General features: G+C 51.0%; 17 protein-coding genes and 1 pseudogene. 4 read left to right on the top strand and 14 right to left on the bottom strand.

All coding sequences use genetic code 11. The features are described from left to right. Positions 1-80: 80 nt before the first annotated feature. The 6 genes from PSH79_RS25315 to PSH79_RS25290 form a co-directional block, all read right to left on the bottom strand. A complete protein-coding gene (locus PSH79_RS25315; RefSeq protein ID WP_305440146.1) occupies positions 81-887 on the bottom strand; it encodes a DUF3037 domain-containing protein in 807 nt (268 codons plus the stop codon). Continuing rightward, positions 884-1,627, bottom strand: a complete 744-nt coding sequence (locus PSH79_RS25310) for a HipA family kinase (RefSeq protein ID WP_305440145.1) — start codon at positions 1,625-1,627, stop codon at positions 884-886. Before PSH79_RS25310 ends, PSH79_RS25315 begins: the two co-directional genes overlap by 4 nt. A 151-nt stretch (positions 1,628-1,778) precedes the next feature. Next, the gene (locus tag PSH79_RS25305; protein ID WP_305440144.1) at positions 1,779-2,087 is read right to left on the bottom strand and encodes a DUF3077 domain-containing protein; all 309 of its coding nucleotides are present in this window, start codon (positions 2,085-2,087) and stop codon (positions 1,779-1,781) included. 867 nt (positions 2,088-2,954) lie between these two features. Further along, positions 2,955-4,082 (bottom strand): lipoprotein, encoded by a 1,128-nt coding sequence (locus tag PSH79_RS25300; RefSeq protein ID WP_032673420.1) that lies wholly within the window; start codon positions 4,080-4,082, stop codon positions 2,955-2,957. Further along, complete coding sequence (locus PSH79_RS25295) at positions 4,066-4,710, bottom strand: pancortin-3 (RefSeq protein ID WP_020309472.1); 645 nt, start codon at positions 4,708-4,710, stop codon at positions 4,066-4,068. Before PSH79_RS25295 ends, PSH79_RS25300 begins: the two co-directional genes overlap by 17 nt. Positions 4,711-5,014: 304 nt before the next feature. Continuing rightward, positions 5,015-5,269: a hypothetical protein gene (locus PSH79_RS25290; RefSeq protein WP_305440141.1), complete on the bottom strand. Its 255-nt coding sequence runs from the start codon at positions 5,267-5,269 to the stop codon at positions 5,015-5,017. 706 nt (positions 5,270-5,975) lie between these two features. On the opposite strand from PSH79_RS25290, the gene PSH79_RS25285 reads away from it, so the two are divergent. Continuing rightward, on the top strand, positions 5,976-6,797 hold the full coding sequence (locus PSH79_RS25285; protein ID WP_305440140.1) for a hypothetical protein: 822 nt from the start codon (positions 5,976-5,978) through the stop codon (positions 6,795-6,797). 81 nt (positions 6,798-6,878) lie between these two features. Here the strand turns inward: PSH79_RS25285 and PSH79_RS25280 are convergent, their stop codons facing one another. Further along, complete coding sequence (locus tag PSH79_RS25280) at positions 6,879-7,949, bottom strand: UvrD-helicase domain-containing protein (RefSeq protein ID WP_020309469.1); 1,071 nt, start codon at positions 7,947-7,949, stop codon at positions 6,879-6,881. Beyond that, entirely contained in the window at positions 7,942-9,549 is a 1,608-nt protein-coding gene (locus PSH79_RS25275) for an ATP-dependent endonuclease (RefSeq protein WP_020309468.1), read from the bottom strand. The genes PSH79_RS25280 and PSH79_RS25275 overlap by 8 nt, the downstream gene beginning before the upstream one ends. A gap of 203 nt (positions 9,550-9,752) precedes the next feature. On the opposite strand from PSH79_RS25275, the gene PSH79_RS25270 reads away from it, so the two are divergent. Next, positions 9,753-10,685: a hypothetical protein gene (locus PSH79_RS25270; RefSeq protein ID WP_020309467.1), complete on the top strand. Its 933-nt coding sequence runs from the start codon at positions 9,753-9,755 to the stop codon at positions 10,683-10,685. 517 nt (positions 10,686-11,202) lie between these two features. Here the strand turns inward: PSH79_RS25270 and PSH79_RS25265 are convergent. Continuing rightward, a pseudogene (locus PSH79_RS25265) lies at positions 11,203-11,475 on the bottom strand (hypothetical protein); the annotation flags it as partial. A gap of 32 nt (positions 11,476-11,507) precedes the next feature. On the opposite strand from PSH79_RS25265, the gene PSH79_RS25260 reads away from it, so the two are divergent. After that, the gene (locus tag PSH79_RS25260) at positions 11,508-13,226 is read left to right on the top strand and encodes an AAA family ATPase (protein ID WP_020309465.1); all 1,719 of its coding nucleotides are present in this window, start codon (positions 11,508-11,510) and stop codon (positions 13,224-13,226) included. 86 nt (positions 13,227-13,312) lie between these two features. On the opposite strand, the gene PSH79_RS25255 is transcribed toward PSH79_RS25260, so the two are convergent. From PSH79_RS25255 to PSH79_RS28300, 3 genes are read right to left on the bottom strand one after another with little or no spacing between them, the layout of a single operon-like run. Beyond that, positions 13,313-13,702: a hypothetical protein gene (locus PSH79_RS25255; protein ID WP_057422702.1), complete on the bottom strand. Its 390-nt coding sequence runs from the start codon at positions 13,700-13,702 to the stop codon at positions 13,313-13,315. Positions 13,703-13,704: 2 nt separating this feature from the next. Next, entirely contained in the window at positions 13,705-14,175 is a 471-nt protein-coding gene (locus PSH79_RS25250) for a hypothetical protein (protein WP_020308627.1), read from the bottom strand. Positions 14,176-14,215: 40 nt separating this feature from the next. Next, complete coding sequence (locus tag PSH79_RS28300) at positions 14,216-14,611, bottom strand: hypothetical protein (RefSeq protein WP_020308628.1); 396 nt, start codon at positions 14,609-14,611, stop codon at positions 14,216-14,218. Positions 14,612-14,767: 156 nt separating this feature from the next. Here PSH79_RS28300 and PSH79_RS28295 point away from each other — a divergent pair, with 156 nt between their 5' ends. Then, entirely contained in the window at positions 14,768-15,223 is a 456-nt protein-coding gene (locus PSH79_RS28295; protein WP_032673167.1) for a helix-turn-helix domain-containing protein, read from the top strand. Between the two features lie 44 nt (positions 15,224-15,267). Here the strand turns inward: PSH79_RS28295 and PSH79_RS25240 are convergent, their stop codons facing one another. Continuing rightward, positions 15,268-16,308: a DUF4062 domain-containing protein gene (locus tag PSH79_RS25240; RefSeq protein WP_020308631.1), complete on the bottom strand. Its 1,041-nt coding sequence runs from the start codon at positions 16,306-16,308 to the stop codon at positions 15,268-15,270. 89 nt (positions 16,309-16,397) lie between these two features. Next, positions 16,398-16,859: an SH3 domain-containing protein gene (locus tag PSH79_RS25235; protein WP_080223996.1), complete on the bottom strand. Its 462-nt coding sequence runs from the start codon at positions 16,857-16,859 to the stop codon at positions 16,398-16,400. Positions 16,860-16,977: the final 118 nt, after the last annotated feature.

Genomic DNA, 16,977 nt, shown 5'->3' with positions numbered 1-16,977 from the left:
CTCCGCGGGTTAGATATAGACATCACACAAAAACGGAAAAGCCGCGCAAATGCGCGGCTTTATTGAGCAAACAGCAACTATTAAGCGTAGCGCTGTGCGAAGTCGGCAATTTTCTGTGTTGCCTGGAAATCAACCAGCTGTAGACCACGTGCCTCAATGCTTTCCTTGGCAACGTGTACCGCTTTGCGGTGGCGTGGGGATTCACTCTCCGCAGGAGTGCTCACGGGGATAAGCACGTTTTGCAGCTGAATTATGCCTTCCTGCTCCGCTCTCACGAATTTCATCAGCCACTGATCGCAGTGATCGAGTATTGCGCTGGGCTCTGACTGGTCAAAAGCCAAGGGTTTAATAGCCGCCACGACCTTATTGCGATGTACCAAGGGAAGATGAAGTTTGGTCAGATCGCCAGTCAGGGTGTCATCGCGAAAACTACGAATAGACGCTTGTGAAAACAATTCTCGAATCTCTCGAACCATGATCTCTTCGCGCCGCTCGCGGCCTATGCCTTGGCGATCTATGTAGCGGTTGAACAGCGTAGCCAGGGTCGCATCGAGGTTTTCCACAAGTATTGATCGCATGGGGCTGAAGCGAATCATCGACTCCTTCGGCTCCGTCATGAATCGAAAGTGGTTAACGATCTGCGATTCTTGAGCGCCTGCTGTCATGAGGCGAATGCTGTCCAGTTCGTTCTGGGCTATCTCCATAGCCTTCGCAAATAGGTTGCTGCACTCAAAGAAATGATTGACCCGTTTCAGATTTTTACGAGCGAGTTTGTACTCCATGCGGCCAATAGCAGGTGCCGAGAGAACGATGCCCACATTGGCAAACTCTTCGGTTTCCGCAAAGGGCGCGAAGCGCACAATGCTGTAAAGACAGGTGTATTTCATTTCAGGACGCTCCAGAATTCGTCCGATTGGCAAAGCATCAGGCTGCGTTCAATTTCCTCAAGCAGCGTTTCCAGTCCGAGTGCTCCGATGGACTCACACCACTCTTCGGGAATGTCTGAGCATAGGCCACGAAATCGTCCCGCAGTGTCATGCATCCGCTGAGAGTATTCAACTTTGTCGACCAGATCCAAACGCCATTCCCGATTTTCGGGGCCGAACACATGGCTTTCAGCAAACCTTGAAGCATCCAGTGGCCATTGGAATGCTTGGTTGTGATCGATCAGCTGTAGCTGATTGTTGTTACTGCACATCAGCAGATTTGGACGGCCACCAAATGGCCCCAACTGGCGATCACTGTTACCGACCCAGTAATCAAAAATGAAGACGGCTTTTTGAAGGCTGCTCGGAACCTGTATTGCTTGTGAATACAGAAGGTCAGCAGCATCGGCGACGTAGGCAAGGGCATAACTGTCCCCTGGTCCGAGATCACTGCGAGCTTCCGGGTTATAACGCAACAAGGCTGGATCGACATAGATACAGCCGTGCTCTGGGATTGGTAGGCCGAACTGAGCAGCCAAACGGGCGCAGAGTAGTTCGGCAATGCGTTCGGCGGGCGGTAGTTCCAAGCCTTTGACCACATAGTGCTTGTCATTGTTGGCACGACACAGGAATGGGCGTGTGATTCCTCCTTCCAGTCGACGAATGATCTCCACCGCTTCTATGTAGTTACTGGCGGCCATTCATGGCTCCCTCATAAATCTGCTTCGCAGACAATACTGGTCTGCTTCTCGATGCACCATGCCTTGTAATTCCAGGCGCCATTCATTGGATATCCGGGTGTAGAGGCATCGACGCCCCGTTTTATCGGGGCGCGTATCGAGGAAAGTAGCACTAAACCTGCGTTCGATTCCGTGTCGTAAAGCTTTGATGGTTGATGACCTTCACCACATCATCGATCACCGCTTTGCTCATCGACGCGAGAAAATAAGCGCCCCAGGCATGACGGTCGGTTTTTTTGTCGTAGGCGGCGTCTTCAGCGAAGGCTTTGACTAGAAACAGCAGGTCGGAGGCTTGGGATAAAGCATCGCCAATCGGGACGCCGGCGCTGACGTGGAAGAGAGGTTGGTTGGAGCAGTAGAGGAAGGGGGTGAGGCCGATTGTTGTCAGGTCTGAAGGGTGGGGCAGTTTTGTGTCAGTCATAGTCTTACTCCTGGTGTGAGGAGCCGCCACAATCTCTTCCATTGATATGGGTGACAGCTGTGCGCAGGTTGGAAACCGGGAAACCGAACCAATGAAACCGGCACGTCCGAGGACGTCCCACGCACAGCCGCCATAACTTTGATCACAAGTCTGGATGCTGTCGGTTTCGATTTCATCGGGTTTCCAAGCCCGGCCGCTGATGAGCAGCGACGTCTTGAGAGTATCCCGTCAAAGAAAAGCCCAACAGGCTCCAAACCGCCTCAAACCACAGCTTCGGAACTTGCCTACAGTCTTCGCGGAAGTCGTCCTGCGAAGTCGAACCGTATCAAACCATCACCCAAGAAAAAGCCGCGCATTAAGCGCGGCTTTCAAATTTGGTGGGCCCACACGGACTTGAACCATTATGTGGTACGTAGATTTCAGGATTGGATACTGTCCGTCCGGTTTTTTGGTCTGTAATCCCTAGGAAAATTGGCGTTTTTAGTAATATGAAAAACTCTGTGGAACCGTATTTCAAATACCACCTTGGTGTGGTATTTGAAAGGCTGTCATCTCATCCCGGATTTCAGATATCTGTTGCACCTACAACGCGACGTATTCGATCTTGTCCAGCAGGCGCCCTTCGGAGCGGACTGGGAATATCCTAGTATTGTCATGGGAAGCACCGCCTGAAATTCATCAGCCGCAGTCGAATGGAACCCAGCGCTTCATCGCCGATGTCGCCAACCATGCACTGGAACCCAAGTGGTCATACAAAAATCCCTACCTTAATCAATGACTGGTTGCCAGCGGATAAGTCATAGACATGGCAGTCTGCCCCCTGCTCAATTGGTCTCTGTACGGGGCTCTAAGCGCTGCACGCAACCTTTAAAAAATGATCGCGTTGGTTACAGCTACCCTGCTGGCATCCAGCAAAGGTTTATCGGATAAGCTTAGAAGGTAGTTTTGCTCTTTGGCTACCTCTCGGAGGAGACTGTCCATTGCTACGGATAGATGCAGCAAGCCATTGAACTTGTCCTCGGTATTAAAGATAAAACGGGAGCCATCAGGTACTACTAATCTCCTCGCTTCTTCCTTGTTGTTCCACAAATAATCCAGATATCTTTGGGTCTCGGCCAATATCGCTAATTCGTAGTAGGCACCAGCGGAGAGGCTATGCATGTTGGCATGGTACATTATTGAGGCAATATCAAAGCTTGAGATCGTTACAGGTTTTCCCTCTGCCTCGAGCTCTGCCTTTATGTTTTTACATAACCTTATTGATTTGCGGAGTCCACCACCTGTGGTTTCACATCGTTCTCGTACCTTTTTGATGTGCAGGAAAGGCCAGTTTTCAATCGTGGTACTTTTATGCGAATCTAGAATAGTGACAGCGCGGTCATGTTTCTGACCAGAGGCTTGGTAAGTGATAGTGTCATGCCAGTGGGAAGGCACGACGTCTACTGGACGTGCTAATGACCCTCCTTGCAATTTGATGGCCTTAGAGCCAGAAGTGTCAATCGTCGCAGCGGGAAACGCATCACGAAGAGCTTTACTAATTTCGCCCCTGCGAGCGGTTAACACCCCAACTGAAGTGCGTGAGGTCGGTGAGCGGTACTGACCCGATGTACTCATGTACCCACGCGCATCATAGGTATGAAAGTCAGCTTCTATTGCTAAAAGATCAACATCACTGACCCCTCGAATATGGACATTCAGTGGTACTGATCCCTGTAGCTCGAATTCGAGACTGCCGCTTGTCCTCTTCGACAACTGGTTGCTAACCCGTTCTGCGGTTTCGATGCTGATGCGGGTGTAGGTAGGATCTACCTCCTGCATCGCTCCTAAAGCAAAAGTTGTATTCGGCTTGTCTTTAACCCTATGTTCCCACGCCTCTTTTGTGAGGCTTCGGTTTACGATGAAATCCTTCGCATCCATTGCGATTACAGAGGATCTATCTAGCCCTGAGCGTCTAGAGCGTAGACGGTTAATTCGATCATTAATTGACGTGCTCATTCTTTCTCCTCAGCTCTATTCGCCCATAGGTGGGCCGACCGTAACCGTTAAAATAGTCACCCTGTGCGCTATCTAATAACTTGGTAAATAATAGATTTGCACTGCCGACGTGTCCTCGAAGCTCAGGCTCGCCGGGATTAGGATCATTTTGATAGTTATAAAGAAGGCGGTATCCGTCAGCCTCATCGTGAACCAAAGCCGCAGTGATACTGTTTGAGCCCGATTGGTGAGTCTTCAAACGCACTCTGATCTTGTCCCAGGTTTGGCAGATATATACATCTGCTTCCCAGCTGCGAATCGGATTTCCTCCGATGTCCAGTGTCGTTCCAGTGCAGTGCCACTCTCCCGACAGGTCAGGGACTTTTAGATATTTGACTGCCCAACGCCATTTCCAAACCGTCTTATTGAATAAAGCGTATAGCAAGGCAAAGACGATACCTGCTCCAATTAGCGACAGGGCTGTCGGTGGAAGATTTACAGGCAGATTATACTTTTTAGCCAAATCTTCAGCTGATAGCAGCAAAAAAACCGCAATGCCGGAAATCGCGCTTGCTAGTAGTGTCAGATACCGGCCAATCAAAGCTCGATTGACCCCGCCCAATAGGCTGTATTCATGATCGTGAATCATCAAAAGCGACCTTCAATCGACTTAATGCCGGGAGTCCAATCAACTTTAAAGAGGGGCAGCATCAAAGCTGCCCGCGCCCGATGAGAATTTAAAAACTACTGGGTATGACATACCGAGGAGCACGTCCGGCATCCGTTCGATTGCCGGTAGGTGTTGCGAGCCTGGCGAACAGCGGTCACACAGGTTGTGTGATAGCCAAGATCAAGGCGGTTATGGAGTGCCGGCAAATAGATGCACGTACTGGTATGCACCTCGTGGTCACCATTGGTCTGTGCATTGCGGTTCACGAAATACTGAGCCATTTTTACTCACCCCGCTCTTTGTTCGATTGGGCGAGTACCGAGGCCGCTAGGGTCTTGGTGGTGGCGTTGTACTTGTTGCTATCGAGGACATGACTGGCTTTAGTCTCCATATCGGCACCGGTTTGCTTGCCGGTCGAAGCTTGAGACATGGCCGACCCTGCCAATTCCTTCTGGATGGCCGAGGAGCTATCACTACGCAGGATTTTGGAGGCCAAGCTGGCCACGGGAGACGATGTTTGTTTAGGATTTTTCGGCACGATTAGGTGCTCCTGTATCTAGAAAAAATCGAGTAGGCAGGAGCAACCCTTGAGCGGAAAGCCGAGCTGAATGGTTGACATCCAAAGTCGGTTTTTCTCTAATGCGCGTCCCACCAGTGTCCGCATTGGCTCAGGGATTGGCGGGTATGTGTGCTCGGCGTCCAAACTTTGCACGCATACCCGCTGTGTTCACTGAAACCTAAGCCTCTCGCCAAAAACACAACATGTAGTGCTGTTGTAGAGATGACCTACAAGATAATGGGGTCAAAATGACATTGCAAGGTAACAAGCCTGTGGATAACTTGTGCGCAAATCAGTGGTTGGATCCATTTCGCCCCTGTATGTATGCCCAGCCCTTCTAAATCGCGGGATACGACGTTTCTCCCTTGAAATATTTTGAAATACACTCCTTTCGCATGTCCCTGTTCCCTATAGAACAGCCACCCTCAGCGTTTAAAAGTGACAATCCAGTGGCGTCATTTCTTCCTTAGTTCTGGTTTGGTTTTATCCGTCAGCGGGGTATTGCGGGGCTATTTCCTGTGACCTATGATCACGCTAGGCGGTGATGGTCGCCTGGCGCCTGTTTCGCGAAGCAATAGCCCATCTGTGACACCCTTCAGTTTTACATCGGCATGTCCCTAACCAGACGCTGCCCGGTGAACAGGCAATCGGACACCTAAGCGTCGTAGATTTAGGAACCTTTGCCATGTCTGATTTTTCCCGGCTAAACATCTTCAAATCCCAAGCTAAACAGCTTGCTCGTGATCAGGGCATGAAGCTTTCTGTCGCTCAAGAAACCCTGGCGCAGAAAGCAGGCTTCGCTGATTACCATGAGCTCTCTGTAATCGCCCAACGGAACCCCAAGGATCCGCGTCTGATGGTGGCTGTGTTTGGGATCAAAGACTTTCCCCAAGCGATCAATGAGGATGATGTCTACGCCGACCTGGATCTGGAACTGGAGGATCAGCTCTCCGGCGCGATTGCGGATACCAATGCAAGTGGATTCACTATTGGTGCTCTTGAAGTTGAAACCGCTGACTACAGCGACGCAACCGGGAAGCTTACTTTAGAAGTTTCCCTGACCTACCAGGGGCAGCAAGATCAGGAGAGGATGTATCACGGTGCAGCGTTCTATCTCAAAGCCACGGTCGAATTGCTACGCCGTGATGGTATATGGCTACTTGCTGACGAAGGCGTGGTCATCTCCAGCAGTGAGTCTGATGCTGATCGCGACCGTAGATCTGAATGGGAGCACTGGGCCCAAGTCGAAGAAGCTGAACGCGGCAACCGCAAAACCATGGCCCAGGCCCTGGCGAATGAGCTGGAAATTTCTCTCGACGACGCAGAGCTTCTGGCCGATTCGGAGGTCACGGCCAACGAATCGGATGAGGGCCTCGTTTACAATTACTGGATCAATTTTGAACCCGCAGCCGAGGGTGAGTTAAGAGCAGGCCTGATCGCGCGATTCGGCTCTTTAGAGTACGAGTTGCACGCGAATTTCTTCGACGACATTCTGCCGGACGTCTAACACTGACATGGTGGTGGCCAGCCTACACGCTGGCCATTCAAAGCGGACTCTGATACCGCCAGCTAAGGCTCTCCACCGAAATTATGGATGCCAATAAGGCAGCGTCGAGTCACCGGGCTGATCAACGATAATTGCCACACTTTGCTTGGCCCTCGTTACTGCGACGTAGAAAGATGCCGCAGAGGTTGCTTCCAAATGAATTCCTTTTTTTAGGAAGCTTTCTATATTCACCGTAGGCACGATGAGGACACGCTCATAGGTCGCACCTTTCGACACCTTAAAATTTAGGAAATCCAGTGAGTATTCCTTACCGGAGCTGATGGAGTGCCTCAGAGATTGGGGTTGAAACCTTGCAACGTAATCGTCGACATGTTTCCTGCTGACGAGGAAAACACCATCATGTCCCGTGCAGACAGTGTTCTCAGAGGTGGTTTCCGGAAACCCCCACGAGGCATCAAATATTGAGTCTGAGAAAGTTGCGATTTCGGCTCTGCATCTGTGCGTGACCGACGAGTAGTTGATGCGCAATAACCCCGAGGTTTCGCGATCCCGGAACCATTCAATCGCAGCGGCGTACGCATATTTTTTATTCTTCTGACCACGAGGGTTGGTGGACAAAACAGACTGCCGGACGTCACCCACCATTCGAACATCTATTTTGGACAAAAGTAGCTGGTGGACTATTTCCCAATCGTAGCCACTTAGATCCTGCACCTCATCAAAGAGAATCTCGTCATAGAGACACTCGAGTCGGTGCATGAGCACACCACCACTGGACTGCATTACTTCGAAAGCAAGCCTTCCCAACTCGGAGGCATAGACCTCGTTTTTTCGATTCATATACCTGGCCTTGCCGACCGCTTTGAAGTAGGGCCTTCCTTCAAAGTCGAATCCGCCAACCCTTTCGCTAGCTAAAATGAATGGTAGGAACGGCTTGGCGAAATGGCGAAGTAGGAATGTGTACCATCCCATCACCTCTAAGTTCTGCAAGTCGCCGGCTTGGGAGGCGAGTCGATGGCGGAGCTCCAGCTGGTTGGTTTGCGTAAAGGTGACGACTAACACTCGACGGTCAATTGGCAGAGATTTGCAGTGTTCCACGAGCCCCTGAGTTTTCCTTCCTCCGGCAACGGCTAAGGTCAAATGGTTAGCCATGGATAAACTTCGCTGCGGCTTCCATATACGCTGGAGGGATCAATGCATCAGTGGACTCAGCGATTCTCAAAGCCCCCTCGGTCTTCTCTCGTATCATCCAAGTCTCAAGGTCGGCTGCAACAGTAATACCCAGAATCGTTCGCAACCTTTTTTCACCATTATGATGAATCAGCTGAGGCTCGAGCGTCTTACCGTCACTAACGTCGCCGATAAATAACTCTCGCCGAGTGCCATCGAGCCATTTCTCCACTGGTTCTCTCAGCTTAACTGGCTCTACTCCGTCGTTGTCGCGCATCACAGCGACCTGTTTGTTGATAGCGGCACAAAGCTCCAAACATCGAGCCAGTGCAAGTCCTCGCATGCTGATGACGTCAATGCCAGACGCCATTGGTGTAATCCGATATTTATCCTTAAAAACTCGTTCGAAAATGATCTCGTCGGACGGCCCCTCTACCAACACAACTTTCTTGGCTAGAACCATCCTTAGCGTGTCGTAACCTGGTAATCGCTGAAAGTACCTAACGGTGTCAGGCGTCAGTTCAGTTATTTTGGAGGCCGTGTTGCGGTTCAAAAGAAGCAACGAATTAAGCCCAAGCCTGTTCAGCACATATGTACTATGAGTTGAGATGAAAAGCTGTTGCTGGTCTGTTGCCAATGCTTCAATGCGAGACAACAGCGTAGCTAGGCTTGTATGAGAGAGGTGATTTTCCGGCTCCTCAATCATTACTATGCTTGCCTTCGCTGAGTGGCGTTTCATCGCAAGCGATATTTTGATTGCTGCTTGCTGACCCTGCCCCGCCATCGAAAATGGGACATCATCTACATGGGGGGTCACGGAGCCTTCCCACGACGATCTGGAGCTTTGATCCATGGCCAATGCCATAGGCTCATTCTCAAGGGAGGCTTCAAGCAATGCGAGGCGCGTGTTGACGTCTGAAAGAGCGCTCTCCGTCATGGATGCTTTGACCTCACGGTAGCTCAGCGAAATTGACGCCTTTTCGCTTGGTTCGAGATGATCACTGAGGATCTGGCGCAGATGGTAGTCAACTCCGCTGGTGGATCTCACTGTGCGGGAGTCAATGACAGCGACTGAGAGGGCTCGGGGACGTCTGGTAAGCTCTTGGTCAGCGAAGCTCCGCCACTCATAGGTGTAATATTCGACGGGCAGCAGCGCAGTCGGAGACTTGAGCCACTCGTCGAGCATGTCTCGATACTCTTCGTTTGGGAAGATTCTCAGGGAGACGCCGGGACAGGCGTTAGTCGGAACATCGGTGTTGATTGCCCCGCAGAGCCCTTGCAGATCGTCTCGCTTATCCAAATAGAGCTCGATCAAAATTTCAGGGAGGGCGACTTTCTTTCCTGCCTTCCTCAGAGCCACGAATTCTTCGACCATGTCGGTGTTGAACCAGTAAGGGTTCAACTCTTCTAGCACGCCTCGTCCGCCGATCCGCCCGTTGAGCGCTAGGGCGATAGCTTCTATCAGGGTTGATTTTCCCGCGTCATTACCACCGACGAGGATGTTGAGTCGAGCGTTAGGTCTTAGGGTGAAGTCTCGATAGATGCGGTAACCACGAATCTTGATCTGGGTTATCAAGGCCATCATCCTTTAGGCAGTGGTGTCGACGACGCTCGGAAGCGAGAGGGAAAGATCGAGCAAGCTCCGAGTAGACACCATGGATGCACCGGACTCAAGTGCCCGACAGTATGGGCAGAAAAAGAACCGAAGCCTTTAATCCTCATGACTGCGGTTGCAGCGAAAACGAGTTTGCGTAGACTAGATTTATCTATAGGAAAGGAGTTCGTATGGGCATCAAGATGGGCAGTGCTCTGGATCGCACAGGCAGTGAATGGCAAGCCGATACGTATCAAAAAGGTATGGGGGCAGAGCCGCTCAAATGCCGGTTTTGCAGTATCGGCGTGACCCACAATCCGTCTTACACACGAGAGCTACACGACAAGTCGGTGTTTGTCTCTGCGTACTTCAGGCTTCTGCCTGGTGGCGAGCATGCAGCCAACTGCAAATACGGAGTGCAGGAGGAAATCTCGGAAATTGCCAAAGAGTCGCAAGGCCTTCTCGAGAGTGTCAAAGGTAATCAGTATCGTATGCGCCTGGTAATGATCAAAGAGGCCCTGGAGGGTGGCGCAGCACCTACAAACCAAAATGGCGACGGCTCCAACGCCAGATCCAGCAAAACCTATGTATCTACTCCTGGCAAACTGCCTGCATATATCAACTCTGCCAAGCGAGCCCTCAAACTACGAGCACTGTGCGCCAGTGATAGCGACGTTGAGCAGCACTTAGAGCTCGTGTTTGAAGGCAATACGGTTGTCAATTGGCGCCAGTTCTATTTCGAAACGGAACGGCACATGGAGGCGTTCCATGCCGTATCCCAAAACACCACCCAGCATCCCATTGCCATCCATGGGTACGTCAAAAGTGTTCGGCGCTGTGTGGGCGATGATAAAAACAAGAATGTCTTGAATCTCAGGATGAACAAGTACCGTGCGGACTCCGAAAAGCCCGACAACGGCGTGGGCCTCGAGGTCAGTATTTGGTCTCGTCAGACAGCATGGTTCAAAGGGATAGAGCATGACGATGAGGTCGTTGTGCTGGGAATGTGGAAGGCTTCAACCACGCCTCCTACGACCGCGCCAAATGAAGGACGCTACAAGACTTTTACCAAGAATCGACTCAGCTTAAGCCTTGTCTTGATGGCACAGATAACCAAGGTCTGAGCGCTCCATTGCCCGCCAAGCGAAGAGTTTTAGCATCGCTCATTCGACGGCAAGCAATTTTGAACACAACCTCTTCTCTCGCCGTGCTCGTGGTCTACGCTCAGCAACGGCGCTGTGGATTTTCGAGATGCCTGCGACACAAGAAATGTTCATGGTTGAGCCATCTTTCACCGTGTAGGTAAACAAGGATGACAGCATGACCGATAGACGACCTTTGAATCCAAACGTAACAGTTCCGAAGCCGGGAGGTGGCGTCCAACCTCGCTCTCGGAATCAAGATGGCCAAGTCCGCGATAAGCGTGATGACGCTGGAAAGCCTAGGAAGAAATAGTCAACCGCGATGAATCGCAGGTTACTCGCGAAAGGGAGTGACCTGTCTCAACGCGCGAGGTGATCAACTCATACCTGAAGCTATCGGCACATGAGGCTTCTCCTAGGCTATCGGTGACTTCCTCTGACTTGAGCGCTCCATCCAACTGACTGAGATCAGTAGGTGGCCTATTGCAGGATGGCAGTCTCAGTTCGTCGCAGTGGTAGTGCCTGGAGCGGGGCCTTCGCTGAACGTGTAGTTGATGACCACATCATTTCGGATCAAGACGTCGCGAGTTTTCTGAGTGCCCGTAGTCGTCACCTTCATGGTGACCACGTAGCTTTGGGCATGGGCTGAGCCATTGGTGTAGGTGTAGATCCACTTTTCGTCAGTCTCGCTGACAGCACTCTTGGCGTAGGGCTCGCCGAACAGGGACTTCAACTCAGTAGTCGTCGTTTTGCCTTTGGTGATGCTCGCTACACACCTAAACTCAAGCTTAAGGACAATGCTTTATGAGAATTAACAAATTGTTGCTGGAACGCTACAAAAAGGTTGTGAGAGCCGAAATTTCATTGGGATCAGTAAATGTCCTTGTGGGTGGCAACAATGCGGGCAAAAGTAGCGTTCTTCAAGGCATCCATTTCGCTATTGGTGCAGCAGTTGCGTCCCGCCAGCAAGGGCAGAAAACTTTCTCGACTGAGCTGTTGCACTACAATCCCACACCGGACTTTAGTGTATTGAGAAATGGATCTCCTTACCTCAATCATACAGGGGCAGGAGAGAGCAATTTAACACTTTATTCTAGCGTCGATATTCATGGCGACGACGGAGTGCATGCAGAAGAAGCAATACACTATAACATAAAGATTAGCAAGGGAAGGAATCACGGTAATATAGCTTGCAATAGGGAAGGTGACTATGAACGAATAGGGAATTTAGTAACGAGCGCTACGGATCTCTATAGTGTTTATGTTCCTGGGCTAGCTGGTATCTCACAATATGAAGAGCTTCGAGCTCGAGCGATTGTAAGGCGGGGCGTAGCGAGCGGTGATGCGAATTTGTACCTGCGTAACATTATTTATTATATTCATATTGCCGGCGAGCTAAATACCCTAAATCAACGGCTTGCCACCATCTTTCCGGATACATTGATCGAGGTTGAGTTTGACGAGCAGCGTGATCACAGGATCAAAGTTTTTGCAGCGCATAATGGCACGCGAAACCTAATAGAACTTTGCGGAACCGGACTTTTGCAAGTTCTACAAATTTATTCCTATATAACCTACTTCAATCCGAAACTTCTATTGCTCGATGAGCCTGATTCTCATCTTCATCCAAATAATCAAATAGCGCTCTGCAACGCCATTTCCTACATAGCCGAGAGCACTGGGACACAAGTTCTTCTGTCTACTCATAGCCGTCATATGATGGATGCATTAGCAGATGATGCTCATTTTGTGTGGATGAGGAACGGTGAGATCCAAGAGCAAGGAAGCAATCTCGACCGCTTACCCATGCTTCTTGACTTAGGAGCACTTGATGACTTTGATCGACTGAGAAATAACGAGATTGATCTGATTGTACTAACAGAAGATCGGAAAACACGATACCTGGAGAGGCTGCTCGAACTTAACGGCTTCAACATGGGGAGGACATTAATCTACAGCTACAAAACCTCGTCAAATTTAGAGTCTGCTTCATTATTCACTGATTTTCTGAAAAACGTGTCTCCGGGGATTCAGGTTATGATCCACAGAGATAGGGACTTCATGACCGATGAGGAGTCTGCAGGTATTGAAGGTCGGATTAATCAAGAACAGGCGATTCCATTCATCACAGCGGGCAGCGATATCGAGTCATATTTTATTCTGCCAGACTTCCTCGCCTCTATGGCTGGAATTGAAGATCCGAATGAGGTTGTCACTTGGCTTGATGAGGTGGCCTTCCATCATCATATGGACATCCAACATCAGTTTACACGTAAGCGGGACGAAATTTTTGAGCGCATCCACAAACGAAATCGAGACGCAGCCCCTGATACACGGGAATTAATGGGAGTAGCCATGCCTCTTCCTAGTGATAAGCGCAAGGGAAAGTTTATGATCAAAAGAGTCAGAGACGGCTTCAGGGCAAGATTTGGAATTTCCTATGATGAAAATTTCCAAGGCTTTGTTCCTGCATGTGCGACGTTACAGAGAATCGCGGGAGGAATCTGGCCTGCAGCAGCTTAAAAATTGCAGGAGGAGCGTAAGTAACTGCTCCTCCTTTCAGTTTACTTGATACTCATATCCAAACTTACATATGACCTGCGCCGCAGTCATTGGAGGCGATCAGGCGTTGGCAGATACCTGTCTCCCGCTATGCGCATGAACTCACGCAGACTACGCCGTCCGACATCACGCCTGAACGTCGCAATGACGTACTTCGAGTTGACCGTATTGACCACCCAAAACCTGCCCTCCTTCGTTACGGACTGAATGTCGGATGTCCGAATGAGCCGACCATCTGCAAATCGTTGGTACGGCCCAGGGCAAATGTGACTGAACACCACACCAACGGCACTGCAAGAATGAATATGGACATTCACCAGATAGGCTGTGACCAGCCCGTTGTAGTCTTGACTCACTGCTTTGGCAATGCGAAGGAGGTCGAAGTCCGAGTAGCGCTTTTCGTGTAAATCGACTGCGACGGTATTGATGTCGTCCATAGCTAGAGAGCCTCCGTCGCTGAGGCTACGCCGGTGGCTGCATCACTACGCCGATATAGCTCCCTGACCCCAACCAAGGCATCAACATCCAGGTCGCGCTGATGGGTATTGACGTACACATCACCACTCTCGACCTGCAGAACACAGATTGGCACTTCTGCCCGGTTGAACCCCATGGAAAGTGTTTTCAGCTTTTCCATCTTCCAGCCTGACCCTTTGTTCATCCATGCCGGGGTAACAACCTGGACATCTTGAATGACCATGCTCTCGTCTTGGGAGACCAGCAGCTCCACCAAGCGAGGCTCATCGTTCAGCATCTCTTCATAAGCTACGAACCGCCCCTCATGTCGGCGTTTGAGGCTTACGTGATACCAATGAGTAACCAAGGATCGCGACATGGCGTGAAAGTGAGCGAGACCGTCCCCGAACATACCCATCGGGCCGGCCTGGTCTTGCATGCTAATCCTGAACATCGCGTATCTCGTGTGGAGCAGGCCTGCTTAGCGCCTGCGATTAACATAAGCCGAATATTGTCTTGAGCGATGCGGTCATCTCACGCCCCTTGCCCACTAGGGCATACACCGTATTACGGGTCTCGAACAAGCAAACACCGTCGAACGACTTGCACAGGGTCGAGCGTACCCAGCCCCCTGGAGGGAACCGGCCCTGGCTGTCGTAGGTGACGCAATGGGAATAAAGGAACATTGTCTGCAGGCCTATGGCGCGCACCCTGGCGAGCGATTCAGGAGGCTCGTCCACATGAAAGATCAGCCAATCCTCGACCAAACAGTAGGGTTTCCGACCGAAACGATCCGCCACCAATGCCTCTATTTCGGCTTGAGGCAGCTCTGTTCCAAAGGACGATATCTCTCCCTCGCGGAGCAACTCATGCTCCGAAGAATTACCCATAAATTGATGATCCTCATGGTGCGAATCCAAAAATCAGGCTCTGCGAACACGCAAAATACCGGGCAACAAGCCAGAAATCCCATCGATATGATTATATGCATTTGTGTGGGATCTATCAAACGGGTCATACCGTCTCTTTTTGGAGAGGTAGGTTGGATGTCCCTGCGGAAGGCTTATGCGGCGACGCTACAGTGGTTGAGGATTCGAAATGGCTTATCGCAAGTAGACCTCCAGCATCAAGCTGACCAAGCTCACATAAGCCGCTTGGAGGCTGCGACGACGACACCGACTATTGATCTGAGTGCGGATCTGGCTCATGCGTTGGGCCTAACGCCTCTGTCGCTGCTCACACTGGTGGCCGCAGCCGACGAGGGCAAGACAGCACGCTCTGTCTTGAATGAGTCGATGATAGAACTCATGCGGCTAGGAGTTCTTGATGAAGCGCTGCCTGCCGAGCCGCAGAAGATCATCACGCCTCAGAGAATCGCAGCCGCAGAAAGGCTCGAGGCAGTACGCAAACTCAAGGCAGAAGGTCTTTCTCAGGCAGAGGTCTGCCGGCACCTGGAATTACCCAGAAGCACTGTTGGGCGCCTGTGGCACGTTGACGATTAAAAGCCCCCATCGGCTCAAAGTGACAGAGGTACGGGTGTCACTGATCAATAAGCCAAACTTCTGGCCATTCTTACGATGCTTTCCTGTATCCATTGCTCCACGATGGGCCGTGTGGCAGGGATGAAAAGTCGTGACTCACTAACGAGCTTTTCACGGCGCATAGGCATCGAATAGCTGCTGGGGGCAGTCGCTGGCGGCTCTTCTATCTTCGCCATGTCTAAATTCTTCAAGGTAATGCGATACCAACCGCTGTTGAATCCGGCCACCTCGAAGCAGGACATAATTAACTTTGATAGGTTGGTCGGAGACACGAAATAGAGACCAGCCGTACGCCCCTCGACTGGCACACTTGCGTCAGTTTCCAAAAGGACGAGCCCGTCGTCAAAAACGCGCCAAGACGTGTCTCCGGACTTCAGTCCTGTGAACAACTTGTCATCCCAGTCTTCGTAACCTTGCTTGAACTTCGCCAAGCCGAGATTATGGAAGCTATGGAAAATCTCATCACGGCGTTGGGCCGCTCCGTGCACAGCGTGCTGCTCAACGGGCTGTGGCAGAAACGCGAACTCAAGCTGTGGCGCATAGGAGTGACCGCCGTAGGAGCGAGCGCTTGATGCATCTGTAATGCGCTCGTGAAAGGCTTTCTCAGAAATTGCGCTTTTGGATTTCTCCATTCTACTCAGGCCCTGGACAATGGCTTTCAACAGCTCTTGGGGGTCTGAGAATGAGGCTCTGAAAAAACCTTGTTTGTAGTCAGACACCTCGTTGACGAACACGGCCTGCTTCGCGTCAAAGTCAGTCTGCTGGATGAAAACCAAAATCGGTTTACGCTTGCTCACTGCCTGGTGGAATTCTTGCTGCGTAACCGAGAGACCTGGCTGAGGTTCATAGCCGAAGTTAGCGCCAAGAATCAGTATATAAACGTCGCACTGGTCGACCTCTGTCAGGCAGGCGTGCTCCGAGGAATAGGTTCGCGCTCCGAAGTGCTCGCTCATGACCGGCTTCATGTCCAGTGTCTCCACCGCGTCTTTGGCGGCGGCTCTGAACTGCTCGAATCCTCTTACTACGGAGCTTATGAACACCTTCATCAGTGCATCCTCTGAACGCTGGCATATGTGTCCTTTTGGACTGTAACTAGGTGTGATCGTTGCAGATTTTCTCAATGGTGAACAGCAGATCAGACACCGTATCGTTTGTTACCGCCAGAGGTAATGCAATATCGACCACCGCGAGGCCCGATACACACGTTCCCAGAGGAACAAGGGCAGGATGAACCGTAAGCTGGGGTCTGTTGGCGAGCCGGCTGTTTCGGCTGAATCGCTGTTCTTGGCTTCAAAACGACGTAGCAGTCTGAGCCGCTACACAGGCTTTTGGACGAAAGCCACTTTGAAGGTTGACCATCAATGCTGATGCGCGCCCAATCCTTTCGGGTCTCAAAAACTTGAACCTTCTCCCCGCGCTTCAGTTTTGAGATGACCTTTCCGCTTGGTTGATCCCGGACATTGAGGTTGTCAGCGCTCACGAACTGCTCAGTTGCGGAGGTCGGCGTGGGTGGGGATGGAGACGTTGGCGTGGTTGATAGAAGCGTGCTCAGAGTGCTCGGCTCTACCGGGGTTTGAGGCGTGTCTTTTTTTCCCATTGCCCATAGGACGGCAAAAAGAATCAGGAGCGGTATAAACCACGACTGGGAGTTTTTGCGCATTTCCATTGCTCCCGCTTAAGACTCAATACGCCGGCTGCCATGCAGACCTTTCCTT

Source organism: Pseudomonas sp. FP2196 (assembly GCF_030687715.1).
In the GTDB taxonomy this organism is placed as follows: Bacteria; Pseudomonadota; Gammaproteobacteria; order Pseudomonadales; family Pseudomonadaceae; genus Aquipseudomonas.
Note: the sequence above shows the minus strand (reverse complement) of the source record. Positions and strands in the feature narration are given on the sequence as shown.